This is a genomic window from Haloarcula taiwanensis, from assembly GCA_002844335.1.
Lineage (GTDB): Archaea > Halobacteriota > Halobacteria > Halobacteriales > Haloarculaceae > Haloarcula > Haloarcula taiwanensis.
On sequence record CP019154.1, the window covers coordinates 1,344,328 to 1,368,984 of the forward strand.

At 63.3% G+C, this 24,657-nt stretch carries 28 protein-coding genes; 16 read left to right on the plus strand and 12 right to left on the minus strand.

The features are described from left to right. The first annotated feature begins 132 nt into the window (after positions 1-132). From BVU17_06915 to BVU17_06930, 4 genes are all read left to right on the plus strand, one after another. A complete protein-coding gene (locus BVU17_06915) occupies positions 133-516 on the plus strand; it encodes a hypothetical protein (GenBank protein ID AUG47268.1) in 384 nt (127 codons plus the stop codon). A 190-nt stretch (positions 517-706) separates the two neighbouring features. Further along, positions 707-1,963: a glutamate dehydrogenase gene (locus BVU17_06920; protein ID AUG47269.1), complete on the plus strand. Its 1,257-nt coding sequence runs from the start codon at positions 707-709 to the stop codon at positions 1,961-1,963. 63 nt (positions 1,964-2,026) lie between these two features. After that, entirely contained in the window at positions 2,027-2,512 is a 486-nt protein-coding gene (locus BVU17_06925) for a cyclase (GenBank protein AUG47270.1), read from the plus strand. Between the two features lie 139 nt (positions 2,513-2,651). Further along, positions 2,652-3,554 (plus strand): EamA family transporter, encoded by a 903-nt coding sequence (locus BVU17_06930; GenBank protein AUG48853.1) that lies wholly within the window; start codon positions 2,652-2,654, stop codon positions 3,552-3,554. A gap of 16 nt (positions 3,555-3,570) precedes the next feature. On the opposite strand, the gene BVU17_06935 is transcribed toward BVU17_06930, so the two are convergent. Then, positions 3,571-4,365, minus strand: coding sequence for an aminoglycoside phosphotransferase (locus BVU17_06935; protein AUG47271.1), 795 nt, complete (start codon positions 4,363-4,365; stop codon positions 3,571-3,573). A gap of 83 nt (positions 4,366-4,448) precedes the next feature. On the opposite strand from BVU17_06935, the gene BVU17_06940 reads away from it, so the two are divergent. After that, positions 4,449-5,588 (plus strand): acyl-CoA dehydrogenase, encoded by a 1,140-nt coding sequence (locus tag BVU17_06940; GenBank protein AUG47272.1) that lies wholly within the window; start codon positions 4,449-4,451, stop codon positions 5,586-5,588. A 15-nt stretch (positions 5,589-5,603) separates the two neighbouring features. Here BVU17_06940 and BVU17_06945 read toward each other — a convergent pair whose 3' ends face one another. Continuing rightward, positions 5,604-6,020: a universal stress protein gene (locus BVU17_06945; GenBank protein AUG47273.1), complete on the minus strand. Its 417-nt coding sequence runs from the start codon at positions 6,018-6,020 to the stop codon at positions 5,604-5,606. A 55-nt stretch (positions 6,021-6,075) separates the two neighbouring features. Next, on the minus strand, positions 6,076-7,539 hold the full coding sequence (locus BVU17_06950) for an RNA-splicing ligase RtcB (protein ID AUG47274.1): 1,464 nt from the start codon (positions 7,537-7,539) through the stop codon (positions 6,076-6,078). A gap of 221 nt (positions 7,540-7,760) precedes the next feature. Here BVU17_06950 and BVU17_06955 point away from each other — a divergent pair, with 221 nt between their 5' ends. The 4 genes from BVU17_06955 to BVU17_06970 all read left to right on the plus strand — a co-directional run bounded on the left by BVU17_06955 (position 7,761) and on the right by BVU17_06970 (position 10,239). Then, positions 7,761-8,285 (plus strand): DoxX family protein, encoded by a 525-nt coding sequence (locus BVU17_06955; GenBank protein ID AUG48854.1) that lies wholly within the window; start codon positions 7,761-7,763, stop codon positions 8,283-8,285. Between the two features lie 14 nt (positions 8,286-8,299). Next, positions 8,300-8,596, plus strand: a complete 297-nt coding sequence (locus BVU17_06960; GenBank protein AUG47275.1) for a hypothetical protein — start codon at positions 8,300-8,302, stop codon at positions 8,594-8,596. A 191-nt stretch (positions 8,597-8,787) separates the two neighbouring features. After that, positions 8,788-9,480: a hypothetical protein gene (locus BVU17_06965; GenBank protein AUG48855.1), complete on the plus strand. Its 693-nt coding sequence runs from the start codon at positions 8,788-8,790 to the stop codon at positions 9,478-9,480. Positions 9,481-9,552: 72 nt separating this feature from the next. Then, positions 9,553-10,239, plus strand: a complete 687-nt coding sequence (locus BVU17_06970; protein ID AUG47276.1) for a CDP-diacylglycerol--serine O-phosphatidyltransferase — start codon at positions 9,553-9,555, stop codon at positions 10,237-10,239. A 21-nt stretch (positions 10,240-10,260) separates the two neighbouring features. Here the strand turns inward: BVU17_06970 and BVU17_06975 are convergent, their stop codons facing one another. Further along, positions 10,261-11,037, minus strand: coding sequence for an alpha/beta hydrolase (locus tag BVU17_06975; GenBank protein AUG47277.1), 777 nt, complete (start codon positions 11,035-11,037; stop codon positions 10,261-10,263). Between the two features lie 147 nt (positions 11,038-11,184). On the opposite strand from BVU17_06975, the gene BVU17_06980 reads away from it, so the two are divergent. Then, the gene (locus BVU17_06980; GenBank protein AUG47278.1) at positions 11,185-11,430 is read left to right on the plus strand and encodes a hypothetical protein; all 246 of its coding nucleotides are present in this window, start codon (positions 11,185-11,187) and stop codon (positions 11,428-11,430) included. Further along, on the plus strand, positions 11,430-13,703 hold the full coding sequence (locus BVU17_06985; GenBank protein ID AUG47279.1) for an AAA family ATPase: 2,274 nt from the start codon (positions 11,430-11,432) through the stop codon (positions 13,701-13,703). The genes BVU17_06980 and BVU17_06985 overlap by 1 nt, the downstream gene beginning before the upstream one ends. Before the next feature lie 56 nt (positions 13,704-13,759). Here BVU17_06985 and BVU17_06990 read toward each other — a convergent pair whose 3' ends face one another. Next, positions 13,760-14,512 carry a hypothetical protein gene (locus BVU17_06990; GenBank protein ID AUG48856.1) on the minus strand — a complete coding sequence of 251 codons (753 nt, stop codon included), beginning with the start codon at positions 14,510-14,512 and terminating at the stop codon, positions 13,760-13,762. A 129-nt stretch (positions 14,513-14,641) separates the two neighbouring features. Here BVU17_06990 and BVU17_06995 point away from each other — a divergent pair, with 129 nt between their 5' ends. Together BVU17_06995 and BVU17_07000 are read left to right on the plus strand one after the other, a co-directional pair. After that, positions 14,642-16,177 carry a hypothetical protein gene (locus tag BVU17_06995; GenBank protein AUG47280.1) on the plus strand — a complete coding sequence of 512 codons (1,536 nt, stop codon included), beginning with the start codon at positions 14,642-14,644 and terminating at the stop codon, positions 16,175-16,177. Between the two features lie 61 nt (positions 16,178-16,238). Beyond that, a complete protein-coding gene (locus tag BVU17_07000; protein ID AUG47281.1) occupies positions 16,239-16,799 on the plus strand; it encodes a hypothetical protein in 561 nt (186 codons plus the stop codon). A gap of 3 nt (positions 16,800-16,802) precedes the next feature. Here the strand turns inward: BVU17_07000 and BVU17_07005 are convergent, their stop codons facing one another. The 5 genes from BVU17_07005 to BVU17_07025 all read right to left on the minus strand — a co-directional run bounded on the left by BVU17_07005 (position 16,803) and on the right by BVU17_07025 (position 20,358). Beyond that, a complete protein-coding gene (locus tag BVU17_07005; protein AUG47282.1) occupies positions 16,803-17,360 on the minus strand; it encodes a GNAT family N-acetyltransferase in 558 nt (185 codons plus the stop codon). Between the two features lie 56 nt (positions 17,361-17,416). Next, positions 17,417-18,859: an amidophosphoribosyltransferase gene (locus BVU17_07010; GenBank protein ID AUG47283.1), complete on the minus strand. Its 1,443-nt coding sequence runs from the start codon at positions 18,857-18,859 to the stop codon at positions 17,417-17,419. Between the two features lie 14 nt (positions 18,860-18,873). Continuing rightward, complete coding sequence (locus BVU17_07015; protein AUG47284.1) at positions 18,874-19,047, minus strand: 50S ribosomal protein L37e; 174 nt, start codon at positions 19,045-19,047, stop codon at positions 18,874-18,876. Then, positions 19,044-19,226 (minus strand): Like-Sm ribonucleoprotein core, encoded by a 183-nt coding sequence (locus tag BVU17_07020; protein ID AUG47285.1) that lies wholly within the window; start codon positions 19,224-19,226, stop codon positions 19,044-19,046. The genes BVU17_07015 and BVU17_07020 overlap by 4 nt, the downstream gene beginning before the upstream one ends. A 73-nt stretch (positions 19,227-19,299) precedes the next feature. Beyond that, positions 19,300-20,358, minus strand: a complete 1,059-nt coding sequence (locus BVU17_07025) for an endoglucanase (GenBank protein ID AUG47286.1) — start codon at positions 20,356-20,358, stop codon at positions 19,300-19,302. A 111-nt stretch (positions 20,359-20,469) separates the two neighbouring features. Between BVU17_07025 and BVU17_07030 the strand changes: the two genes are divergently transcribed. After that, a complete protein-coding gene (locus tag BVU17_07030) occupies positions 20,470-20,748 on the plus strand; it encodes a hypothetical protein (protein ID AUG47287.1) in 279 nt (92 codons plus the stop codon). Positions 20,749-20,832: 84 nt separating this feature from the next. Next, positions 20,833-21,783, plus strand: a complete 951-nt coding sequence (locus BVU17_07035) for a hypothetical protein (protein AUG47288.1) — start codon at positions 20,833-20,835, stop codon at positions 21,781-21,783. Between the two features lie 37 nt (positions 21,784-21,820). Here the strand turns inward: BVU17_07035 and BVU17_07040 are convergent, their stop codons facing one another. Together BVU17_07040 and BVU17_07045 are read right to left on the minus strand one after the other, a co-directional pair. Then, complete coding sequence (locus tag BVU17_07040) at positions 21,821-22,351, minus strand: TrmB family transcriptional regulator (protein ID AUG47289.1); 531 nt, start codon at positions 22,349-22,351, stop codon at positions 21,821-21,823. A gap of 75 nt (positions 22,352-22,426) precedes the next feature. After that, positions 22,427-23,971 (minus strand): nucleotide pyrophosphatase, encoded by a 1,545-nt coding sequence (locus BVU17_07045; protein ID AUG47290.1) that lies wholly within the window; start codon positions 23,969-23,971, stop codon positions 22,427-22,429. A 123-nt stretch (positions 23,972-24,094) separates the two neighbouring features. Here BVU17_07045 and BVU17_07050 point away from each other — a divergent pair, with 123 nt between their 5' ends. After that, complete coding sequence (locus BVU17_07050; GenBank protein AUG47291.1) at positions 24,095-24,520, plus strand: hypothetical protein; 426 nt, start codon at positions 24,095-24,097, stop codon at positions 24,518-24,520. The last annotated feature ends 137 nt before the right edge of the window (positions 24,521-24,657 follow it).

Below are 24,657 nucleotides of genomic sequence, written 5' to 3' on the forward strand. Positions count from 1 at the left end.
CCCGTCGTTGACAGTCGCCCCGCTGGCATCGCGTTTCCAGGGAGTATACAGTCCCTACCAGTTCGGTTTCAATAGTAAACAGTGTGTATTTAATATACAGGATGACAACAGGATAACAGACCACGTGGGGGCGTGGTTGCGGAGGGTGACGTGTTCACAACGGACCGAACGGTCCCGATAGGGACCATCGACGGGTGGTGTAGCGCCCTGCTCGACGAGCTTGCAGCCGTCGAGCGAGAACTATGGCTTGTTGTCGCCGTGACGCTTATCGTCGACGTGTGGCTGACACACGTTGGCCTTCAGCACGGCCTACACGAAGGCAACCCCGTGATGCGGGCTGCGATAGAGACGTTCGGGATCGCCGTCCTCGGCGTGACGAAAGTCGGCGTTCTCGGGCTGGCGGGGGTGACCCGCCGTCTGCTGAGCGATCAGCGCGGCGTCGTCGTGCCGCTCGGGCTGGCGCTCCCGTGGGTGGCGGCGGTCGTGATTAACGCGGCCCTCCTGATTAGTCTGTAGCTACCTCGGGGGTATACTGTACTCAGCTTTCGTTCGCTCACCGACCCAACAGCCCGCACGCATTGGGTCGCTGTAGGCGACTCAGGCGCGGACATTCCGTTTGGCTATTAGTTCCGTTGTGCGTAATTTCTGTCTGGAAAATCCCATGGACGGCGGTACCCTTTTCCCCACAGTCTGAGACATAACCCGTATGTCGCCTGAGGTGAACCCGTTTGAGAGTTTACAGGAGCAGATCGACGACGCGTCGGACTATCTCGAATATTCGACTGACGTGCTTGAACGGCTGAAACACCCCGAGCGAGTGCTGGAGGCAAACCTTTCCGTGGAGATGGATGACGGCTCCGTCGAGGTGTTTCGTGCCTACCGATCACAGTTCAACGGTGACAGAGGGCCGTACAAGGGTGGCATCCGCTATCACCCGCAGGTCACACGCGACGAGGTCAAGGCACTGTCTGGCTGGATGGTGTACAAGTGTGCTGCTGTGAACATCCCCTACGGCGGCGGGAAAGGCGGCATCGAGATCGATCCGCGACAGTACTCAGCCAGTGAAATCGAGCGGATAACGCGGTCGTTCGCGAAGGAACTCCGCCCGATTATCGGCGAGGACCAGGACATCCCCGCACCCGATGTCAACACCGGCCAGCGCGAGATGAACTGGATCAAAGACACGTACGAGACGCTGGAAAACACCACCGAACCCGGCGTCATCACCGGCAAGGCTCCGGAATCGGGCGGCAGTGCGGGCCGTGTCGAGGCGACCGGTCGCTCGGTGATGCTCACCGCGCGGGAGGCCTTTGACTACCTCGGCAAGGACATCGAGGACGCGACGGTGGCCGTGCAGGGCTACGGAAACGCTGGCTCCGTGGCTGCAAAACTCATCGAGGACCTTGGCGCGAACATCGTCGCAGTATCAGACTCCTCCGGAGCCGTCTACAACCCTGACGGGCTCGACGCCCGCGACGCGAAGGCGTTCAAGAGCGAGACCGGGTCGCTGGCCAGCTACGAGGGCGCGAGGGAGGAGCTGACGAACGAGGAGTTGCTGACGATGGATGTGGACCTGCTCGTTCCGGCGGCGCTCGAAAACGCCATCGACGGCGACCTCGCGCAGGATGTACAGGCTGACATCGTCGTGGAGGCGGCAAATGGCCCGCTGACGCCGAACGCGGACGACGTCCTCACCGAGCGTGACGTGGCCGTGTTCCCAGACATCCTCGCCAACGCCGGTGGCGTCACGGTGTCGTACTTCGAGTGGGTCCAGAATCGCCAGCGGTTCTACTGGTCCGAAGAGCGTGTGAACAACGAACTGGAGACCATCATTACGAACGCGTTTGACGACCTCGTCGAGACATACGAGCAGACCGGCGCGCCGAACTTCCGGACGGCGATGTACGTCGTCGCAATCCAGCGTGTCGTCGCTGCGGCCGAGGAAGGCGGCATCTGGCCCTGACCGCGTCCCGGACTCAGTCGCGGCTATCGCGGGTGTTTTGCCGGCGCTTCCCCTACTGTGTGTATGGACATTTACGAGCGCCAGGTTCGCGTCGAAGCCCCACTGTCCGAGGTCTGGAAGTTCCACGCGACAGGCGATGGACTGGTCGCGCTGACTCCCGACTGGATGAACATCCGCATCGAGGAGGAGCGGGGACCGGATGGTGAGCCCGACCCTGAAGAACTGACCGCTGGGTCGGTCGTCGTCTCCTCGATCAAGCCCTTCGGCGTGCCGCCGCGCCAGCGCTGGGTGTCGAACATCGTCGCCCGGGAGGAAGGCGACGACGAGGCGATGTTCCGCGACGTGATGGCGGAGGGACCGTTTCCCCACTGGGAGCACACGCACACGTTCCGGGCGCTGAGCGACAGGGAGACGCTCGTCCACGACCACGTCGAGTTCGAACTGCCCGGCGGACCGCTCGGCCGGGCGCTTGGCCCCTTTGGCTGTCTCGGGATGGAGCCGATGTTCCGGTATCGCCATCAGCAGACGAAGGAACTGCTCGAAGGGTAACCAACACGTCACGGACCCGACTATGGTATCCGGTGTTTCTTTAGTCCCGTGCCGGATACTATCGCGGGATGAGTAGACGTGTCGTCGCAATACCAGATGTGGCTGTGCTGTCTCCGTGCCACAACGGAGCAGGATGGGCGTGACCGAGCCGCGAATCGACCCGCGAATCGGGCTGGTCGTCGCCGTTCTCGCGGTCAGTACGAGCGCGATTCTCGTCCGGTGGAGCGATGCCGCGGCGTCGGTGGCGGCGTTCTACCGTGTTCTGTTGACGACCGCACTGCTAGCCCCGCTGGCGCTGGGGCGGCACCGGTCGGCGTTCGGGCGGCTCGCTCGACGGGACGTACTGGCGGCGGCGGCGACCGGCGTCGCGCTCGCAGTGCACTTCGCCGCGTGGTTCGAGAGTCTGGCGTGGACCAGCGTCGCGGCGTCGGTCACACTGGTCCAGTGTCAGCCGCTGTTCGTCGCCGTCGGCGCGTGGGCGCTGCTGGACGAGCGCGTCACGCGTGGCACGACGGCAGGCATTCTGGTCGCTATCGGTGGCATCGTCGTGATGTCAATCGGCGAACTGCTCGGCGGCGGAGCGGTCGGCACGCGGCCACTGTACGGCAACGCCTTGGCTCTCGTCGGTGGCGTTATGGCCGCCGGCTATGTCCTCGCCGGGCGCTCGCTCCGCCAGCGGTTCCCCCTTGTCCCGTACGTGACCGTCGTCTACAGCGTCGCGGCTGTATCGCTCCTCGTTTTCGTCGTCGCGTCGGGCCACCCCGTGACCGGCTACCCACCACGGGAGTGGGCGCTGTTTCTCGCGATGGCTGTCGGCCCCGGCGTGTTCGGCCACACCGTCCTCAACTGGGCACTAGCACACGTCGAATCAAGCATGGTCAGTGTCTCGCTGCTCGGCGAGCCGGTCGCGAGCGCGCTGCTGGCACTGCTGTTGCTCGCAGAGACTCCCGGGCCGTCGACCGTCGTCGGTGGGGCCGTCGTGCTCGTCGGTATCGGCGTTGTTGCCAGAAGTCGAGCCGTCGGGGCACCCCCCGCAGACTGAGGCCGTTCCGGTCAGCCTACGCGCGTTTCTCTACGGCTCCACGGATTTCTGCGGCGGCGAAGTCGTGGTCCGGGCGGATGTTGACGAAATCGAGGAACTCCTCCGCGGCCAGCAACTCAGACGTATCGTAGTGACGTGCGGCGGCGGCGACTGCGGTCGGTGCACCGATGAGCGGCTCCAGTGCGCCCAGCGCACACGCGAGATCATAGGCCCGGGCGTCACTGATCGCCGCTTCACGGACGCTCGTGGCGTCGATGAAGTACAGGTCGTCGTGGGCCACGAGCACGTTCTCACAGCGGAAGTCGCCGTGTGCCAGGCCGTCCTCGTGCATCCGGTGGAGGAAGTCAAACACCGTCGGACTGTGTCGCTCGACGGTTTCGGCCGGGAGGTCGTCCAGCGGCTCGAAGTCGGGGATGTATTCAAGTACCAGCACGCCCATTCCATCGTATTCGAATGCCTCGATTGGCTCGGGAGCGTTGACGCCGATTTCCCGCATCCGCTGGGTCGCCGCCAGCTCGTGTTCCGCCATCTCGTAGGGCGTCCCGAAGTGCTCGAAAAAGCCCTCTGTGCCGGACGAAAACGCGCCGATGTTGCGGCCGGCGGTCAACAGCGTGTGAACCAGCGAGTTCTGCCCCGTGATGACCTTCACGAACCACTGGTCGTTGACGACAAGCGGCGTCGAGAGCCAGTTATCGGCCTCCAGAAACGTCACGTGGGCCGCGGGCTCGTCGTACCGTTCGATTACCGCCTGCACCACGCCTTCGAGTTGCTCCCAGGGGACCGTCCCGCGGAGGAATCGCCGGAACGCCATTCCCTCTAGGAAACGCCGTGGACGGGCAAATGGCTTGTGTCTGTCGGCGTGTGCTATTTAGTAACACAAAACATAGCTTCGGTATGGAGTTCGACGTTCCCGGCGAACACCGGATGATACGGGATTCAGTCCGCGAGTTCTGTGAGAATGAGATTCAACCGATAGCACAAGACATCGAGGACGAGCACCGCTTCCCGGCCGAGATATTCGAGGAACTCGGCCAACTGGACGTGATGGGTGTGCCGATCAGCGAGGAGTGGGGCGGGCTCGGCGGCGATACGCTGATGTACGCGCTGGTCGCCGAGGAACTCGGACGCGTCTCTGGGAGTATCGGACTCTCGTACGTGGCTCACACGTCGCTCGGGAGTAAGCCGATAGAGCTGTTCGGCACAGCCACACAGAAGGAGCGCTGGCTTACACCGCTCGCCACCGGCGAACAGCTCGGCGGCTGGGCGCTGACGGAACCGGGAAGCGGGAGCGACGCCAGCGACATGGACACGACGGCCAAGCGAGACGGCGACGAGTACGTCATCAACGGCACCAAGCAGTTCATCACGAACGCCTCCGTCGCCGGCTCGGTGCTCGTCAAGGCCGTCACAGACCCCGGAGCGGGCTACGACGGCATCTCGACGTTCATCGTCGCGCCCGAGGACGACGGCTGGGCGGTGACGACCGAGTGGGACAAGATGGGGCTGAACGCCTCGCCGACCTGTGAACTCCAGTTCGACGACTGCCGGATTCCTGCGGACCGACTGCTCGGCGAGGAAGGAGCCGGCTGGGAACAGACGCTGCAGACCCTCAACGGCGGCCGCATCTCTATTGCTGCGCTCTCGACGGGACTCGCACAGGGGGCCTTCGAGGCCGCGAAATCCTACGCCACCGAACGCGAACAGTTCGACCGTCCCATCTCGAAGTTCGACGCCGTCCGGGACAAAATCGTCGAGATGGACCGCAAAATAGAGCGTGCTCGGCTGCTGACTCACAAGGCTGCGACGATGTACGACCAGGGAGAAGACGTAACGCGACTCTCGTCGCTTGCGAAACTCGACGCCAGCGAAATCTGTCGCGAGGTCGCCGAAGACGCCGTCCAGGTGCTTGGCGGCTACGGCTACACGACAGACTTCGCCCCGCAGCGGTTCTACCGGGACGCGAAGCTCATGGAAATCGGTGAGGGCACAAGCGAGATACAGCGGATGGTACTCGGCCGAGAACTTGGACTTTGACGACGCCTACAGCGTTCAGATGTCGGACGGACTCTCCGGGACGACCGTGACTGGCACGTCGGCGGCGTCGATGACCGAAACCGCCGCGTCGCCGTCGCGGATTTTACCGGCTAGACCTTTCGGCTCGTGGCCCATGACGATATGTTGCACATCCACGTCAGCCGCGAGTTCGAGTAGTTCGTTGCCGACCCGCGTGCCCGAACGCATTGCAGACCGACCGACGTGTTCGATAGCGACCGTTGCCACGACATTGGTGTCGCGGAATCGGTCCCGCATCTCGTCCCGGAGTTGCATGGCCGTGCCGTCGGCGGTGTCTTCGTCGACGAGGTGGACGACGTACAGTTCCTCACCAAGTCCGTCTGCGAGTCGAACCGCCGTATCGATGACTGCCGGGGAGACTGAATCGTTGGCGATTGCAACGAGAATGGTCATACAGGACCCACGGCCTTCGCGTCCAAATCACTTTCTGCCAACCTAACAGGTTGGCTTACTCTGTCGCCTTCAGGTTGTGGACAGCGTCAACGTACTCGACCACCTCGGCAGTCGGTTGGATGGCCGAGAGAATCGCGTCGGCGTCCTTGTACGCCATCGGCGCTTCGTCCCGGACGCCTTCGATGACGGACTCCGAGTAGATGCCGTCCATCGCCGCGGCGAACTCGTCCATGTCGACCTCGCTGTGGGCCTGCCGACGGCTCATCACGCGACCCGCGCCGTGTGGTGCTGTCTGGTGGTACTCGTCGTTACCCTTCCCTCGTGCGATAATCGACCCGTCGGCCATGTTGAACGGGACCAGCAGCCGCTGGCCGTCGCGGGCCGGGGTCGCCCCCTTGCGGATGGTGAGGTCGCGGAAGTCGATGTAGTTGTGAATCGACTGAAAGCGGTCGACGGGGTCGATACCCAGCGCGTCACAGACGGCGTCGCTCATCAGGTCGCGGTTCCAGCGGGCATATTGCTGGGCGAACAGCATATCGACGAGGTAGCCGTGGGCCTCACGGCCTTCGAGCCAATCGAGGTCCGTGTTGCGGTCCTCGTCGTCGCTGCTGTGGATGGCGTCCTGCACCTGTCCCAGCGCGTCGAAGGCGTCTTCGATCTCGGAGCCGTCGAGTTCCCGGCGTAGCCGCTCTTTCCGGATGTATGACTCGCCCATGCCGCCGGTGACCCAGGCGTAGAGGTCCCGGGATTCGACGGTGTCCGGGTCGAACTTCAGGTACTCGACGTACTCCTCGGGAATCTGCTCGCGGATCTCGCCGATGGTCCGGCGGTCCGTCGCCGTCGACTGCCAGTATTCGGCGACGGACTTGCCGAGGTAGCGGGAGCCACTGTGGATGACCAGCCAGTAGTCGCCCGATTCGCGTGCCTGTCCGAACTCGATAAAGTGATTCCCGCCGCCCAGCGTCCCCGCGCTCTTGATGATATACCCCATGCCCTGGCGCTGGTCTGCCAGCACGCGGTCACACAGCGACTCGAAGTACTCCTCGTCGTAGCCGTCGAAGTCGAACTCCACAGGGTCGATGTGTTCGCCGAACCGCTCCGCGTAGGCTGCGTCGAACTGCTCGAAGACGCGGTTAGCCCGCTCGAACGGGAACTCCTCGACGAGGTGGACGGCGTCGTCGTAGTCGTGAACGTTTCGCCCCATCGGGACCGCCTCGCGGACGCGTCGCTCGCGCTCGGCGTCTTCCAGCGGGAGGTCCGGTCCGAGGTTTGTCGCGGCCATTCCACAGCCGACGTCGACGCCCACGATGTTCGGGACGACACGGTCGCCCAGCGGCATGGTGAAGCCGATAGGTGCGCCGGCTCCCCAGTGCGTGTCCGGCATGATCCGCACCGGTTCGGTGAACGCCGGGTGGTCGATGAGCGTCTCGATCTGCTCTCGACACCCGCTCTCGACGAGCGATTCGTCGTCGACCATCACCCGCGCCGTGGTGTGTTCGCCCGTCAGTTCGAGTACCATTGGTGTCATAACGTAATCGCATGGAGGGTTTGAACCTCACGGTGGCCCGTAAGCGACTGGCACTCCGCCGAAGCAACAAAAACCCGAGGCCGAACAGGAGGTGACAGGCTAACCCGGTGATATATTCCTTCTCAGCCGCTGAGATGGGTTTTCACTCTGTGAGAACTCCCGTTCCCTTATATGCCACCGTAGTTCGGAATTCCACATGTGAGGTGACACAGATGTCCTATCAAGCGGCGAACCCCTTGGCAGACGAGTTCGAGTTCGAGCTCGGCGGGGCGTGGACCGCGTACTGGCTAGCGTTCCTGCGTGTCGTGACCGGCTGGTGGTTCTTCCACGCAGGCGTGACAAAGCTCATCGAGAACGGGCTGGCCTACACCTACGGGCCGACGTATCTCAAGCAGATGACTGGCACGGCACTCGGTCCGATCCCCGTGCTGATGGGCGAACACCTAGGCTGGTTCATTCAGGCGATGGTCCCGCTGGGCGAGACGCTCATTGGGCTCGGACTGATGGTCGGCGCGCTGGTCAGGCTCGCCTCCGTGTTCGGGGTCTTCTTCATGGCCCTGTTCTGGATCGGCAACGCGAGCTTCGGCCACGGGCTGGTCAACAGCGACTTCATGGGTCTGCTGCTGTTCATGACGATGATCGTGCTGGCGACTGGTCGCTACTACGGCCTTGACGCGATCATCGAGAGGACCAAACTGGTCAAACGAAACCCGAAACTGAGGTACCTGCTCGGTTAAGGAGGTGACCACCAATGCAACAACACACCACCGTCATCGACAAAGCGGCGATGGCACTCAGCGGCGGTCTGATGCTGCTGGGCGTCGTCGTCCTCGGCATCGTGGAGATACTGGCGGGTAAGCCCTACAGCGCGGCACCGCTGACGAACGAGGCGGGCGAGGTCATCGCGACTCCGATGGTCGATCCGACGCTCCGGACCGGGCTGGTCTTGGCCGGCATCCTGGTCCTGGCTCTGTACGGGCTCTACAAGCTCGTCGCCCCGATGAAGGGGGCGGCGGCCACGACACAGCAAGACGTAACGGCGGACTGAGCAATTGTCGTTTTCGCTGTTGTGACTCGATATGTCGTCTCTGCCGACAGAATTGTTAATGGGTGCCGTTCCACCCCACCACGTCCCCACTGACAATGTATTTACTGTGGCCATATTAATCAAGTGGGGTAGTTTCGTATTCTGATAGAGCCCACCACAACGCTCATCTCTGTGGTGGTGTTGAAATGTATATGCCTTCGCTGGTGGTTCACTACGCCTTCGTGGGGTTACTCGCTGCAACGCTGCTTGGCGCTGCATTCGATAAGCGGTCGCTGCTACTGTCGATACTCGTCGTCACGTTCCCCGACGTTGACGCGTTTATTGGGCTCTACTGGCAGGCCGGCCACCGGGCCGCGACGACGAACCTCGTTATCCCGGCGGTGCTGGCGCTCCTTATCGGAGTCGACCTGTACGTGCGTGACAAATCGTATATCAGGGGCCGCTGGGGGGCTTACGGTGTTCGGGTCAGTTGGTTCTGTGTCGTGGTATATGTGGTCGGGCACGTACTGCTAGACCTGATTACGGGCGGTGCAAACCTCTTCTGGCCGCTGTACGACCAGTTCTATCAGCTCAGCGGTCACCTAGAACTGTCGAGCCAGCGCGGCATCGTCCAGACGTTCGTCGAACTGCCCGAACCGCGCGCTCAGACGCCCGGCGGCACCGGCACGGGGGGCAGCGGTGGGTCGACCACACAGTCGATGGGCAACTCCAGCGAGGTCCAGATGAGCACCGGCATCGACCCCAACCCGGGACAGCCGGAACCCGAGGCCGTCGACCGCGTGTTCCCCATCGCCCGGAGCGGCTGGGAGCTGGTCATCCTCGTTGTCGGGACGCTCGCCACCGCCGCTCGTCTCCGCTTCGGCCACGACCTCTCGGACGAGTGATAGAGCGTCGGTCGGCATCGAGGCGCGTTCGCTTTCGAGTCCTTCATATACGCCGTGGCCAACCGGAGAACCATGGGCTTCGAGGTACGCCGACGACTCAGTGTCGCCGACACGGTGACGTTGTTTAACGCCGTCGTCGGGTTTGTCGCCGGAGCCATCGCCTTTACCGACCCGCATCTGGCCGCTCGCCTCATTCTGCTGGCGGTCATCGCCGACGCAATCGACGGCATCGTCGCCCGGAACGGCGACAGTTCGGCGGTCGGCCCGCTGCTCGACTCGGTGACCGATGTAGTTTCGTTCGGTGCGACGCCGAGTCTCTTTCTGTACGTGCTGTTGACAGACGCCTACGGCGGTATCGAAGGTGCACACCCGGCCGTGTTCGTCGGTCTCGCGTTGCTCGCCTCCGCGTACGTTGTCTGTTCCATCGTCAGGACGGCGTTCTACTCGACGTACTTCGATTCTCCCGACCAGCGGCCGGGTATGCCGAACACGCTCGGGAGTATCATCATCGCGACGGCGTATCTGAGCGGTATCACGAACCCGCTCGTGTTGAGTATCGGCGCGCTCGCGCTCTCGCTTGCGATGATCGCGCCCTTTGACTACCCGAAGCCGGGACCAAAACACGCCATCCCGATGGGTGTCGTGCAGGCGGTCGCCGTCGTTGCGCCGGCGGCACTGTTCCGGGCCGGACCACGGGCGATGCTCGCCATCGCGCTGCTGTTTTTCGCGCTCGGTCCGTGGGTTTACCCCGGCGAGTAACCCTCGCCGGTCGCACTCCGCTCAGACCGCCTCCTCGATGAACTCCGTCAGAGTGTCGTTGAAGACCTCGGCTCGTTCGACCATCGCCAGGTGGGCAGCGTCGGGAACGAACGACACCTCGCCGTCGGGGATCTCGCTGGCCAGCGTCTCGTGATACGCTCGTGGGGTCAGTTTGTCGTGTTCGCCACAGACAGCCAGCACGGGCACATCAATCTCGCCCAGTCGGTCCCGCACGTCGAAGCCATGACAGGTCATGAAGTCGCGGCGGGTCACTGCCTGCCCGACTGCCTCCATCTGCTCGCGTGAGCGCGACACGGCCGCGTGATCGATGTCGTGGAACAGGCGGTCCCGTTCGTGCAGGAACTCGACAGCACGGTCCCAGTCGTCCGCAAGCCATTCTTGCAGCCCTTCGAACACCGGAAGTTCGGGGCCGGTCCCAAGCAACACAATCGCTTCGGGCGCCCAGTCTCGCTCCAGCGCGACCCACTGTGCAATGGCACCGCCAAGCGAGTTCCCGACCAGCACGTCCGCGTCTGTCTCCCGCCCCACAGCGACTACGTCGTCCGCGTAGGCGTCGAGTGTCGTGGTCCCGGCCGCGGTGTCGATATCGTCCGACTCTCCGTGACCTGACATGTCAAGCGCGACAGCGGGGTGGGTTGGCCCGGACGGGGCGTACTGGCGACCCCACACTCGGTGTGTCGCGCCGCTACCGTGGACATACAGCGCTGTCGGTCCTCCCCCAGCAGGCTGTGTCTGTCTGTACGCCGTGACTCGCCCGTGGTGACTGACCCGTTCCATGCGGTACCGTTCGGAAGCGGTGTGGATAAAAGATTGGCGCGCCCAGATACAGTGTGAACCGCATTCAATCAACTTCCAGTATTTTCCCGCAGTACAGCGCATTTCAGCGATAGGTTTATATACTAATCTCGCTTACTTTGAGTTAGCATGACTTCGGAACAGCAGTTGTTCGACGAGACGCCCCTCCGCCGATTCGAGTACGACGACAGCGTCGTGCTCGCGGCGGACGTGGGACCCGATGCCGACGCGAGTGTCGATGTGGTCGACGGGACCGTCATCGTCGTCGCTGACGGCCACCAGTACGAACAGGAACTCCCTGGTGACGACGCACGAGCGTTTATGAACCACGGGGTTCTCACTATCGAACTGTCAGAGCGCGAGGGAGATAACTGATGAGACTTACTGTCAAACCACTCAAACAGAAAGACGCCGGCCGAGGCCTCGCGGCTATCGACCGCGCCGCGATGGACGAACTCGACCTCGAGAACGGCGATTACATCGTTCTCGAGGGGAAACAGGACAGCCGCGCGGTCGCCCGCGTCTGGCCCGGCTACCCCGAGGACGAGGCGAAGGGTATCGTCCGTATCGACGGGCAGCTCCGGCAGGAAGCCAACGTCGGTATTGACGACCACGTAAACATCGAGAAAGCCGATGTCAACCCCGCGACCTCGGTCACCGTCGCGCTACCCCAGAACCTCCGGGTCCGGGGCAACGTCGGGCCGATGATTCGCAACAACCTCAGCGGGCAGGCCGTCACGCAGGGCCAGACCGTCCCGGTGAGCTTCGGCCTCGGCCCGCTCTCCTCGATGTCCGGACAGAAGATTCCCCTGAAAATCGCGGAGACCGAACCCTCCGGCACGGTCGTCGTGACCGACTCCACGGACATCCAGGTCAGCGAGATGCCCGCCGAGCAGGTCCACAGCGGCGAGGGCGCGCCCGAAGCGAGCGACACGCCCGACGTGACCTACGAGGACATCGGCGGTCTCGACCGCGAGCTCGAACAGGTCCGGGAGATGATCGAGCTGCCGATGCGCCACCCCGAGCTGTTCCAGCAGCTCGGCATCGAGCCGCCGAAGGGCGTCCTCTTGCACGGCCCGCCCGGTACCGGGAAGACGCTGATGGCCAAGGCCGTCGCCAACGAAATTGACGCGTACTTCACCACCATCTCCGGCCCGGAGATCATGTCGAAGTACTACGGCGAGAGTGAGGAGCAGCTCCGCGAGGTGTTCGACGAGGCCTCCGAGAACTCCCCCGCCATCGTCTTCATCGACGAAATCGACTCCATCGCGCCCAAGCGCGGCGAGACCCAGGGCGACGTGGAACGCCGCGTGGTCGCCCAGCTACTCTCGCTGATGGACGGGCTCGAAGAGCGCGGACAGGTCATCGTTATCGGCGCGACGAACCGCGTCGACGCTATCGACCCGGCGCTGCGCCGCGGCGGCCGCTTCGACCGCGAAATCGAAATCGGCGTCCCGGACAAGGAGGGCCGCAAGGAAATCCTGCAGGTCCACACCCGCGGGATGCCCCTCTCCGAGGAAATCAACATCGAAAACTACGCCGAGAACACCCACGGCTTCGTCGGCGCTGACCTCGCCTCCCTCACCAAAGAGAGTGCGATGAACGCCCTCCGGCGCATCCGCCCGGAACTCGACCTCGAATCCGACGAGATTGACGCCGAGGTGCTGGAACGGCTGGAAATAAGCGACAAGGACTTCCGCGAGGCGATGAAGGGCATCGAGCCCTCCGCGCTCCGGGAGGTCTTCGTCGAAGTCCCTGATGTCACCTGGGACTCCGTCGGCGGCCTCGAAGACACCAAGGAACGACTCCGGGAGACTATCCAGTGGCCGCTCGAGTACGAAGACGTGTTCGAGTCGATGGATCTGGAAGCCGCCAAGGGCGTGCTGATGTACGGCCCGCCCGGCACCGGGAAGACCCTCCTCGCGAAGGCAGTCGCCAACGAGGCCCAGTCGAACTTCATCTCCGTGAAGGGGCCGGAGCTGCTGAACAAGTTCGTCGGCGAGTCCGAGAAGGGCGTCCGCGAAGTGTTCAGCAAGGCCCGCGAGAACGCCCCGACCGTGGTGTTCTTCGACGAAATCGACTCCATCGCCAGCGAACGGGGCGGCGGCACGACCGACTCCGGCGTCGGCGAACGCGTCGTCTCCCAGCTGCTGACGGAACTGGACGGCATCGAGGACATGGAGAACGTCGTGGTCGTCGCGACCACGAACCGCCCGGACCTCATCGACGACGCGCTCCTGCGCCCCGGTCGGCTGGACCGGCACGTCCACGTGCCCGTCCCCGACGAGGACGCCCGGCGCGCCATCTTCCAGGTCCACACCCGGAACAAGCCCCTGGCCGACGGCGTCGACCTCGACGAACTGGCCCGCCGCACGGACGGCTACGTCGGCGCGGACATCGAAGCGGTCGCCCGCGAAGCGTCGATGGCCGCGACCCGGGAGTTCATCAACAGCGTGGACCCCGAGGAAATCGGTGACAGCGTCAGCAACGTCCGCGTGACAATGGACCACTTCGAGCACGCGCTTGAGGAGGTCGGCCCCAGCGTCACCGAGGAGACCCGCGAGCGCTACGACGAGATCGAACAGCGCTTCGACCGGGCCGAACCCGGCGTCACCGACGAGAGCACGGCCAGCCGCACCTTCCAATAGGGACGGGCGACACACCAGCGCTGATGTTCCGCAGTTGAGGGTCGATTTTCGTTGCGTTAATGATCGTCAAGCCTGTCGAGCGTGATTTCGAGACATTCGTAGGCTTCCTTTGTCGCACCGGCCCCGCCGACAGTGACCGGTCCTGAATCGGCGTCGATGGTGAGCGACCGTTCCGCCGGGTTCTTGCTCGATGCGGGATAGATGAGACTCTGCCGGGCATTTATTACGGGTCCTGATATCGTTGTCTCAGTTCGGTCCGTCGTCGAAAGGACCCGAGCGCGAGCAGTGATCGGCGTCCCTTCCCGTAGCGCCAGTGCCGCCATGAGTACTGCAAATTGAAACGCGGAGAACGTCCGCGGGAACGCACACATGTCGGCGACGTAGCATTCCGTTCCCATCAGCCAGTGACTGCCGAGAAACATCGTGAACTCGTCATGTGCGAGGTTCTCGTTGTCGAATGTAGTCGCCTGATGCTCTGCCATCGAGTCAGTCAGCAGTCCGGAATGCCCAGTGAGCCCGCGCTGCATATCGGCGGTCACAAGCAGCGGGGTAATGCCGCTCTCGATTGTCCGGACCGCCGTCGCGATGTCCTCATATGCGGGCGTCGATGCTGTCTCATCGCCGTGGACAAGTAACAATACCAGTACATCCCGCTCGATAGCGGCGCTGAGTTGCGGCATAAACGCAGAGAGGGCCGATTTCGGGAGCGCAATCGTGAGACTCTCATCGGCACTTTCAATAAGTGATTGCATCGCACTGATGACTGACGACTGGGTCCGGTGGATTTCCAGTCCCGATTGTCCCATCAGCATAGAATTCGGTGCTACGTGTATAAATTGTCTCCTGAATCGGAAGCAAGCGGCGCTGAGACGGGAACCGTCATCAGCAGAGAGAGGTCTGGTGTAACTTCTTTATGTGCGTGTCTCTTTGGATGGGTGATGAAGTCACAGCCCACCGTCCTGTTCGTCCGCAGTCCGAGCCAGGACAGGGCCGCGATTTCGATGCTCCGGGACAGTGGCCTCACCGTCAACGAGTTCGACGGGGTTCGTGATCTGGAGTGTGCGCTCGGGGACTACGACACGGACTGCGTCGTCACGAACTGCGAAGTGGAGAACGTGGACGGGACACAGTATCTCGGTGGGCTGACCGTGATCGAACGGCTGCGGGAGAGCCACCCCGAACTCCCGGTTGTCCTCTTTGCCGAAGTGACAAACGGCGACATCGCCCGCGAAGCCTACAGCCGCGACGTGTTCGGCTACATTCCGAGTACAGTAAGCGATGCCCACCAGCGACTTCTGGCACAGGTCGATGCCGCTGTCGCTTCCAGTCCGGCCCGGCAGCGGGCGAACAAGCGAAAACAGCTCAACGAGGCTGTCCGGCTGGTCAATCAGGCGCTCGTCCGCTCACAGTCGCGGATGGATATCGAACGCGATGTCACGGCGGTTCTGGCAGGCACAACCAGATACACTGAGGCCTGTACGGTGACCTGTCAGTACGACAGGCCGGTCGTTCGAGCGCTGGGGTCACAGCGTGACCACGTTTCTATTACCGCACCGGACCCGTTGCGCCGCGCTGAGTCAGAAAACCGACTGGTCGTTGCAGACATCGACCACGCAACGGTCGCAGACGACACAGAGGCACTGGAGACGGACTGCACCCGAATTCTTGCGGTCCCACTGGTGTACGGCGGGGATTCGTACGGTGTCCTCGGAGTATACGCCGACAGTGTCGACACCTTCGACGCGGAAGAACAGGATACGTTCAGGGAGGTCGGGCACAACATCGCGCTGGCTATCGACGCCAGCCAGACGAAAGACGCGCTCCAGCAGCGGACGACGGAGCTGGAACAGCAGAAAGAGCGGCTCCGAGAGCTCGCACAGATTATCTCACACGAACTCCGGAACCCGCTTCAGGCGGCGATGGGTCGGGTCGAGCTGCTAGCCGCTGAACACGCCGCCGAGGAGTTCGACGCCATCCAGCGCAGCCACACTCGGATGTCGTTTCTCATCGACGATCTCATGGAGATCGCCCGAGAAGGCGGCAGACAGTACACCGTCGAGCCAGTCGCGCTCTCCGACGTGATGGCCGACGCTTGGACGACGGTCACCACCGATGGGTCGACCATCGAAATCGACTGTACCGAGACGATACTGGCCGATAGCAACCGCCTGCGTCAGCTTGCGGAAAACTTCTTTCGGCTCGCCACGGAGCAGGGTGACACCGGGAAGATAACGATCACCGACACGGCCGACGGATTCGCGCTTGAACACGACAGCATCCCGTTAGAGGTGGGACAGGAGGGACCGTTTGAGCTCTATTACGCTTCCAGTGACGAGGGTGGCGGACTCCATCTCGCCGTGATCCGAGAAATCGCACAGGGCCACGGGTGGGAAATCGCCCTCTCCAACGACCCGACGGGACGGGTCCGGCTGCACGTGACCGGTGTTGAGCGGCCGTCAGCGAAACCCACGTAGCGACCCCGCCTCGCCGTACGTGACTCGAAACCGTATTTTGCATCCAGTCCGGAGTTGCGGTATGGATCTTCAGGCTCGGTATCGCGTGCCAGCACTCACTGGCCTGTTGACGGTCGTGTCGCTCGCGCTCGTGTTTGGGGCCGTTCTCGGGGCGATTCCCCGGTCGGCTCTCCCCGCTGCGCCCGCGAGCGTGCTCGGGGCAATCCCTCACGCCAACGCTGTGGTCAGCGCCCTCGCTATCGGCACAATCGTCGGTGGCGTTCGAGCAATCCGGCGTGGCAACGTCTCCCGACACCGGAAGCTGATGCTCTCCTCGTTTGGCCTGTTCGCCCTGTTTCTCGTGCTGTATCTCTATCGGATAACGCTCGAAGGGCCAACGGACTTCACCGGTCCGTCGGTCGTCGAGACGTACTTCTACCTGCCGTTTCTCGCCGTCCACATCCTGCTTGCCATCATCGCTATCCCGGCGGTGTACTACGTCCTGCTGCTGGCCTACACGTACCCCGTCTCGGAACTGCCGTCGACGAACCACCCGCGGGCCGGAAAGCTGGCCGCGGGGCTGTGGCTGATCTCGTTCTCGATGGGTATCGCCGTCTACGCGATGCTGTACCTGATCTGGTGAAGACTAGCGCTCCGCTCTGAGCAGGCCGAACCACAACATGTCTCGCCACGCGCCGTCGAGATACCACTCCGCCCGGTGCGTGCCTTCTTTGCTGAATCCCAGTCGGTCGACCACTGCGACGGAACGGTCGTTCCCGCCAACAATCTTCGCCGACCACTTCCGGAGCGCTCGCTGGTCGAAGCCATACTGGACCAGTCTGCCCGCTGCCTCGGTGGCGTACCCCTGGCCCCAGGCATCCGGGTCGAGCCAGTAGGCCAGTTCGGCTGTGCCCCGCTCTGGGTCGTGGTCGGTCATGGCGACGAGTCCGACCGGCTCGGTTCGGTCCTCGACCCGTCCGGGACTTCCGTCCGGGTCGATACAGACCAGTAGATGGACCGAGTCCTCGTCGGACAGCGTCTCCTCGTAGTAGGACTCCATCTGGTCGGTGGTCGGTGGGCGGGCGTACGTCCCCAGCCCCCAGACCTTCTCGTCGTGAAACACGCGCTGTATCCAGTCGAGGTCATCCCGCTCCGGGGACCGGAGGGCAGTTCGGTCAGTTGCGAGGAAGGACGGCCCTGGCATGCGTGAGTCCTTGCTCGGACTGCGCAAAAATGTGGTGCCAGTCTGCACCGACGACGCTAGTCGTCAGCCGGCCTCGATTGCGTCCCGATATCGGGGCGGGCAACGTCGCGGTCCGTCGCCTCGCCCTCGATGTCGTAGGGGTATTCGCCGGTGACACAGCCGAGACAGAGGTCAGTTTGGCTCTTGTCAAGCGTCTCTGCGATGGCGTCGATGGAGAGATACGACAGCGAGTCCGCCTCGATTTCGCTGCGGATCTCGTCGACGGACTGGTTCCCGGCGATGAGTTCGTCCCGTGAGGCCATGTCGATGCCCATGTAACAGGGCGCGACGATGGGCGGCGCTCCGATTCGGACGTGGACCTCCTCGGCCCCGGCGTCTTTCAGCAATTGGATCAGTTGCGTCGAGGTGGTCCCGCGGACGATAGAGTCGTCGATGATGGTGACGCTTTTGCCCTCGATAGTCGACTTGATGGGGTTGAGCTTCAGCCGGACGGCCCGCTCGCGCTCGTCCTGGGTCGGCATGATGAACGTGCGGCCGACGTACCGGTTTTTCATCAGCCCTTCAGCGAATTCGATGTCCGAACCGTCGTCCTGTGCGGCTTCGGCGTATCCGGAGGCGAACGCACGTCCGGAGTCAGGCACCGGCAACACCACGTCCGATTCGACGCCGGACTCTTCCCAGAGTTTCCGGCCTAGTTCGCGCCGGACCTCGTAAACGAGGTTCTCGTCGATGGTCGAGTCCGGTCGCGCGAAGTAGACGTGTTCGAAGAAACAGTGGGCCGTGTTCTCGGGCTGGATTAGCTGGTAAGTGTCGTAGCCGGTCCCGTCGGCGTGCAGGACGACGAGCTCGCCGGGCTTGACATCCCGGATCAGTTCGCCGTCGAGCGTGTCGATGGCGGCCGACTCGGAGGCGAGGACGTAGCCGTCCTCGAGTTCGCCGATACACAGCGGCCGGTTGCCCTGCGGGTCGCGCACACCGAGCACCGTCTCGTCGTGCATGATGGTCAGTGAGTACGACCCGTGGATACGGTTCATCGTCCGCTTGACGGCCCGGACCAGGTCCTCCTCCAAGAGATTACGCGCGAGGTCGTGGGCGATGACCTCGGTGTCGCCGTCGGACGTGAAGGCGTGGCCGAGGTCGGCCAGTTCGTCGCCGATTTCGTCGGCGTTGACGAGGTTCCCGTTGTGCGAGAGGCCCAGCGACCCCGACTTGAACGAAACGGAGAACGGCTGGGCACAGCAGGCGTTGACGCTCCCGGCAGTCGGGTATCGGACGTGGCCGATCCCGTTCGAGCCGTTGAGCGCCTCCAGATCGCCGGGATCGAAGGCGTCACCAACGAGTCCCATTTCGACGTGGCTGTACTGCTGGAACCCGTCGTGGGTGACGATGCCAGCCGATTCCTGGCCGCGGTGCTGGAGCGCGTACAAGGAGTAGTAAAGCGGTCGGGCGGCGTCACGGTCCTCCAAAGAGATGCCAACAACGCCGCACTTCTCGTGCATTTGTGTTGAGTGTGTTATTCGCCCGCTTTCGACTGCCACTCGTAGTCACGTCGCTTGGCCGACTTGCCGAAACCGCACGACGAGCAGACCTTCTTTTTCGTGTGATACGACTTTTCACCACACCGTCGGCACTTCGTGTGTGTCGTGGTGTTTTTCTTGCCCTGACTCGGAGTTCCTGCGCCAGTCATGGAGTAATTGAGACGACGTTATCGCCGCGTATAATCGTTGTGTCTTCATCCTCAACGACGAGGTTCATGTGTTGGTCGTAGCCGGTGAGTTCCCCCTCGAACAGCTCGCCACCCTTCAGCTGTACGGTGACTGTCTCACCGAGGGACGCTTCGAGTACATCCAGCGGTCGTCCACTCATGTACGGTTTGGATAGTGATGGCCGCTTAAACGTACCGTTTGCGCGATGGCACTCCCACCACGGTTCCGATATCCTAGACCTCGACGCTAAACGGCGCTCGGTCGGCCGCTCGGACGGCGAAACCAGCCAGCAGGTCCGCGAGCGCGTCGAGGTCGTCGGGGTCGATAACCTCGACCGGCGTGTGCATATAGCGGTTCGGCAGGCCGACGTTGACCGACGGAATTCCACCCCGCGAGGTGTAGAAGGCGTCCGCGTCGGTCCCGGTCCGGATGCCCGTCGCCTGCAACTGAATGTCGATGTCCTCCTCTTTACCGGTCTCCCGGAGTGCGTCGACCGCGACCGGATGGTTCGCGCTCCCGCGAGCGACGACCGGTCCTTCGCCGAGTTCCACACCCGTCGCGGCCTTGCCGGGCGAGCCCGGTGCGTCCGTCGCGTGAGTCACGTCAGCGGCGATGGCAACGTCAGGCGCGAGGTCGAACCCGACCATCTTTGCACCCTGCACGCCGACCTCCTCTTGTACTGTCGAGACCGCGTAAACCGTCGCGTCCACATCCGACTCTGCCGCACGGCGAAGGCCCTCAGCGGCCGCCCAGATACCGATGCGGTTGTCCATCCCCCGGGCCGCCAGCCGGCCGTTCTCCAGTTCGCTCAGCGTCTGGACGAACGTCACCGGGTCGCCACGGTCGACGAGCGATTCCACTTCGTCGCCGTCCGCTGCACCCACGTCCACGTGCTGTTCGGCGATCTCCGGCACGGAGTCGTCATCCGAGTCCCGGAGGTGAATCGCGGTCTGTCCGACGACGCCCGAGACGGGACCGTCGGCCGTGTGAATGGTGACGTGTTGCCCGCGCGAGACAGTCTTGTCTGAGCCGCCGATGCGGCCCAGTTTGACGAACCCGTCGTCGGTGAAGTCCCGAACAATGAAGCCGATCTCGTCCCCGTGGCCCGCGAGCGCGACGGTCGTGTCGCCGCCCTCGACTTTCGCGACAGCGTTCCCGTAGTCGTCCGTTCGAACCTCGTCGGCGAACTCGCTGACGTAGTCGAGCCACACCCGCTGGCTGTCGGCCTCGTATCCAGACGGACCGGGCGTTGTCAGAAGGGATTCGAGAAACTCTCGTCGTCGTGTGTCCATAGGCGACATAGATCCCCCGTGGTCATGAAAACAGCGGACTGCACACGGATGGGACCGGCTGTCGTAGCCCGGTACCGCCACGGCTAAGAGCCGCGGCGTCGAACTGTCACTATGGCAGAATTCACCTTCCTGGAAGTACATCTCGACGGTGCGGAGTTCACTGCGAACGCTCCGTTCAGCGCTGGTGACGATGACGACGGCTCAGACAGCACGTCGTCGTGGTCGCGGACGGACAGATCACGCGACGAAACGGACGCAGAAGGCGGCAGTGGCCCCAGTGTCGCTCGCCTCGCACTCGCGGTACTCGGTGTCGTCGCAGTTGTCGCGCTCGTGCTGCGCCTGTACCTCGGCGGGTCCGATGACGGTGCTGCTAGCGATGGCGACCTGTAGCGGATAGGCCCCGCTCCCGAACCGGACGCGGGGAGTCGTTTTTACAGGGAGAAGGCCTATTTCCTCCCGCCACATTTCAGACGTATGGGATTATACCACAGTGTACAGGCTGTCGCCGGCGCGACCGGCGACGGTCCCATCGACTGGAGTGCTGTCGCCGACGCCGCAAAGGGGGCCACTGACACAGGCGACCTCACCGTCGAGAAGCCTGAACGCGACGGCTACGCCACCGACGTTCGGGACGCCAGAGACCGCGTTCGTGAGGTCGGTGAACTCGCCTTTGATCTGCCCGAGACTGTCGAAATCCAGAACCGCCACCACTGGATCGACGCCAACGTCGCGACGTTCAGTCGCGTGATGGAGCCGATCGAACAGCAGGCCGAGTACATGCCCGGCATCGCCCGCGTCGTCAACACCGGGTCGATGGCCGTTGCATTGTCGTTCCTAGGAAACAACGTTCTTGGCCAGTACGACCCCGTCCTGCTCGCGGACAACGACGCCCACGCGCTGTACTTCGTGCGCCCCAACATCAACCGGGTCGCCGATCAGTTGAACGTCGAGCGGGACCGCTTTCGCCGCTGGATTGCCTTCCACGAGGTCACGCACGCGGCGGAGTTCGGCGCGGCCCCGTGGCTCTCGGACCATCTCGAAACGGCGATGGAGGACGCCATCGACAACCTCACCGACGGCAACATCGACCGGACGGCGCTTGGTGAACTCGATACGACGATGACCGCCGTCGAGGGGTACGCGGAACTGCTGATGGACCGTGCCTTCGACGACGCGTACGACGACCTGCGGCGGAAAGTCGATCAGCGCCGACAGGGACGTGGTCCCATCGCGTCGCTTATGCGACGACTGCTCGGTCTCGGGATGAAACGGCAGCAGTACGAACGCGGAAAGGCGTTTTTTGACACAGTCGCAGACGCCCGCGGCGTCGCTGCGGCCGGGCGCGTCTGGGACTCGCCGGACACCCTTCCCACTGAAGACGAAATAGAGACGCCGACGCTGTGGATCGACCGCGTCGACCCCTGAAGTAGGCTACAGCACGCTACGTGGCCGTACAGACCGCTTATTTCTCCGGCTCTTCGACAGGCGCTTCGATTTTCGCGACGTCGAGGAGGATTTCGCTGTTCGATTCGTCGACAGCGACAACCGTCCCGGCGACGACGAGCTTTGAGATCGGCGTCGGGCCGAGAATGACTGCCTGGCCTTCGCTGAAGTCCTGTACCGAACTCTGGAGGTGGAACCGGGCGCGGCACTTCTCCGGGTCGTGGACGTTCGTAAAGTTGATTTCCTCGACAGTGACGTCGACCCGTTCGTAGTCGTGAGCGACGACGACGCTCTCGGCCTCGTCGATCTGCTGGCGGTCGATTGCGTCGAAGGCCTCGGAGGTCGGCTTGTATCCGCCTGTCGGGCCGGGAATACCTTCGACAAGCCCCAGCGAGGTCAGGCTCTGCATCTGGTTTCGTACTGTTCCGGGGTTCCGGTCGATCTCCTCGGCGATTGTCTCACCGGTGACCGCCTCACCGGTCTGTTGATACCTGTTTACCAGCGTCGTAAGCATCGTTCGCTGGCTGTTGTTCAGATCGATGCTAACCATACCGGTGTGTATCGGGAGCGGCTACTTATCCCATTGGGTTCACTCATTCGACGCCAGTCGCTGGCACGGCCGCAGCTACTCCATGTATCCCAGTTGTTTCAGGCGGTCTTCGACGGCGTCGCCGTCGTCGCTCCCGAGCGCGTCCGCGATGCTGAGCGGGTCGCGCTCGCCGACGGCGGGGTCCTCGGCAAACACCGGGAGCACCTCGCCGCGCATGTCCGTCGGCACCGCACAGCCGTGGGCAGCTAGCAGCGTCGGGGCGATGTCGAGGATGCTGATACGGTCGAGTTCGCCCTGTGGCTCGAAATCCGGCCCACTGGCGGCGAAGATGCCGTAGGGCGTGTTCTCGGCCGCCCAGCGGTCAGGGCCGCTCTGGACAGTCCCGCCGCCGATGCCGTCGTTGACGTGGACGCCCGGACGCTGGTCGACGACGACCTCCGGCCCGGCGTCGACATAGGGGCCGCTGTACACGTCCTCGCCCCGGTACACGTCGGTAAACAGCGGGCCGTGTTCGTCCTCGACCTCGCGCAGGTCGGCCATCAGCGACTCGCGGACCGATTCCACGTCGAACCGGGGGTTGATGTACACAGGCCCCTGCCCACTGGCGACAACTTCCGTCTGTTCTAGGTCGATAGCTTCGAGCTTCCGGTCCCGCTTGACGCCGTCGCGCTGTGGAACAAGCTGCTGGATGGACTCGGGGACGACGCGAGCGAGCGTGTCGACCAGTCCAGCACGCTTTGCGACCGCAAGCAGGTTCTCCCGGTCGAGTCCGATCCGGGTGAGGACGGCGTCGACGCTGGTGTCCCGGACCTGATAGCCGTTTTCGGCCAGCCACTCGTTGATGTAGAACTCCGTCTGGGTCGCGTCGCAGCCGTGATCGGACATCAGGACGAGGTTCAGCTCCTCCCGGTCGTCGAGTCGGCCGACCCACTTGTCGACCAGCTCCCACGCGCGCAGGCTCGGTTCGTCGTCCCAGAAGAAGTGATGCAGGACATTGAGGTAAAACAGCGTCACGTGGACGAAATCGAGGTCTCGCTCGTCCAAGAGCGTCGTCGCTACCTCGAATCGCTTCTCCAGCAGGTCGAGAATGGCGTCGACCTCCGCGCCGCGCTCGTCGTTCGAGGACAGCAGCGGGTCCGGGTGGACGCTGTAGTCGAACCGGGATTCAAGTTCCTCGGCCAGTTCCGGCGGCGAGGTGTAGCCGGAGCTGATTGACCGGTATTCGCCCTCGACGGCGTCAGGGCCGCCGGCGACGACGAGGTCGTCGATGTCCCGCGGCGGGTACATCGTCGGCATGTTGACGACGCCGGCCGACTGCCCCTCGTCGTTGAGGTAGTCCCACAGCTCGGCGGTATCGTAGTCGCCGCCGTTCATTACGGTGATCTCGCCTGCGGCGAGGTCGACGTTCTCGAACCAGAACACGCCAAAGCCACCGGGGTCTTTCCCCGAGGAGTAGCACTTCCAGTTCGGGAACGTCACTGGCGGCAGACAGCTCCGTGTCCCCGCCCAGGTACCGGTGTCCCGTAACGCGGCCAGATTCGGGAGCTCGCCGGCCTCAATCCACGGGTCGAGCAGTTCCCAGCTCGCGCCGTCGAGGCCGACGACGAGGGTCTTCGTCATGCTGAGACGGAGACAGGCGAGTCACTAGTCCCTTTCGCACCCGTCGCCAACGCGGGCCGACGGGCGACCGCGGGTCGAAACTAACAACGCGTCACTTTTGAGCGCGCCGCCGGAACTGGCAGTATGAGCAACCGGTCGGACATCGCACCGGACACCGTCTCGGTCGAGTTAACCGAGGACGGCGTCGTCGTGGAGTACCTCGACGGCCGCCAGGCGTTCTATCACGGCGTCCCAACGGCGGTCGAAGGGAGCATCCAGACTGCCCCGGGAAAAGACACACACGTCCTGATTACCGACGAGACGGAGACGTCGGGTATCCTCGTGTACGTCAACGACCTCCGGACGCATGACGACATTCTCGAAGAGACGGGCGTCGGACGGGTCATCCTTGACGACGGCGAGGAAGACGAACTGTTTCCGGGGGTCACGGTCCGGGACAATCAGATGCGGACAGAAGTGGAAGTGGACTACGACGTGACGAACGGCCGGGTATTCGTCTTCGAGGAGGACGAACTCGGCGAGCGGAGCTTCGAAATCGTCGAAGCGTAATGCCTGTGGTGCGGGTGCGTGACTGCGAGGGCGAGGACCGTTACTGGATGTAGGACGGGTCTTCGTCGTCACAGTTCTCCTCGTGTTGACGCGCGTCGCTCTGGTCGTCGAACATCAGGCCACAGGTCTCGCACTTG

Coding starts and splice junctions, on each gene's coding strand:
- BVU17_06920 (AUG47269.1), top strand. CDS start 707: ATGTCGCCTGAGGTGAACCCGTTTGAGAGTTTACAGGAGCAGATCGAC.
- BVU17_06925 (AUG47270.1), top strand. CDS start 2,027: ATGGACATTTACGAGCGCCAGGTTCGCGTCGAAGCCCCACTGTCCGAG.
- BVU17_06935 (AUG47271.1), bottom strand. CDS start 4,365: ATGGCGTTCCGGCGATTCCTCCGCGGGACGGTCCCCTGGGAGCAACTC.
- BVU17_06940 (AUG47272.1), top strand. CDS start 4,449: ATGGAGTTCGACGTTCCCGGCGAACACCGGATGATACGGGATTCAGTC.
- BVU17_06945 (AUG47273.1), bottom strand. CDS start 6,020: ATGACCATTCTCGTTGCAATCGCCAACGATTCAGTCTCCCCGGCAGTC.
- BVU17_06950 (AUG47274.1), bottom strand. CDS start 7,539: ATGGTACTCGAACTGACGGGCGAACACACCACGGCGCGGGTGATGGTC.
- BVU17_06955 (AUG48854.1), top strand. CDS start 7,761: ATGTCCTATCAAGCGGCGAACCCCTTGGCAGACGAGTTCGAGTTCGAG.
- BVU17_06960 (AUG47275.1), top strand. CDS start 8,300: ATGCAACAACACACCACCGTCATCGACAAAGCGGCGATGGCACTCAGC.
- BVU17_06965 (AUG48855.1), top strand. CDS start 8,788: ATGCCTTCGCTGGTGGTTCACTACGCCTTCGTGGGGTTACTCGCTGCA.
- BVU17_06970 (AUG47276.1), top strand. CDS start 9,553: ATGGGCTTCGAGGTACGCCGACGACTCAGTGTCGCCGACACGGTGACG.
- BVU17_06975 (AUG47277.1), bottom strand. CDS start 11,037: ATGGAACGGGTCAGTCACCACGGGCGAGTCACGGCGTACAGACAGACA.
- BVU17_06980 (AUG47278.1), top strand. CDS start 11,185: ATGACTTCGGAACAGCAGTTGTTCGACGAGACGCCCCTCCGCCGATTC.
- BVU17_06985 (AUG47279.1), top strand. CDS start 11,430: ATGAGACTTACTGTCAAACCACTCAAACAGAAAGACGCCGGCCGAGGC.
- BVU17_06995 (AUG47280.1), top strand. CDS start 14,642: ATGAAGTCACAGCCCACCGTCCTGTTCGTCCGCAGTCCGAGCCAGGAC.
- BVU17_07000 (AUG47281.1), top strand. CDS start 16,239: ATGGATCTTCAGGCTCGGTATCGCGTGCCAGCACTCACTGGCCTGTTG.
- BVU17_07005 (AUG47282.1), bottom strand. CDS start 17,360: ATGCCAGGGCCGTCCTTCCTCGCAACTGACCGAACTGCCCTCCGGTCC.
- BVU17_07010 (AUG47283.1), bottom strand. CDS start 18,859: ATGCACGAGAAGTGCGGCGTTGTTGGCATCTCTTTGGAGGACCGTGAC.
- BVU17_07015 (AUG47284.1), bottom strand. CDS start 19,047: ATGACTGGCGCAGGAACTCCGAGTCAGGGCAAGAAAAACACCACGACA.
- BVU17_07020 (AUG47285.1), bottom strand. CDS start 19,226: ATGAGTGGACGACCGCTGGATGTACTCGAAGCGTCCCTCGGTGAGACA.
- BVU17_07025 (AUG47286.1), bottom strand. CDS start 20,358: ATGGACACACGACGACGAGAGTTTCTCGAATCCCTTCTGACAACGCCC.
- BVU17_07030 (AUG47287.1), top strand. CDS start 20,470: ATGGCAGAATTCACCTTCCTGGAAGTACATCTCGACGGTGCGGAGTTC.
- BVU17_07035 (AUG47288.1), top strand. CDS start 20,833: ATGGGATTATACCACAGTGTACAGGCTGTCGCCGGCGCGACCGGCGAC.
- BVU17_07040 (AUG47289.1), bottom strand. CDS start 22,351: ATGGTTAGCATCGATCTGAACAACAGCCAGCGAACGATGCTTACGACG.
- BVU17_07045 (AUG47290.1), bottom strand. CDS start 23,971: ATGACGAAGACCCTCGTCGTCGGCCTCGACGGCGCGAGCTGGGAACTG.
- BVU17_07050 (AUG47291.1), top strand. CDS start 24,095: ATGAGCAACCGGTCGGACATCGCACCGGACACCGTCTCGGTCGAGTTA.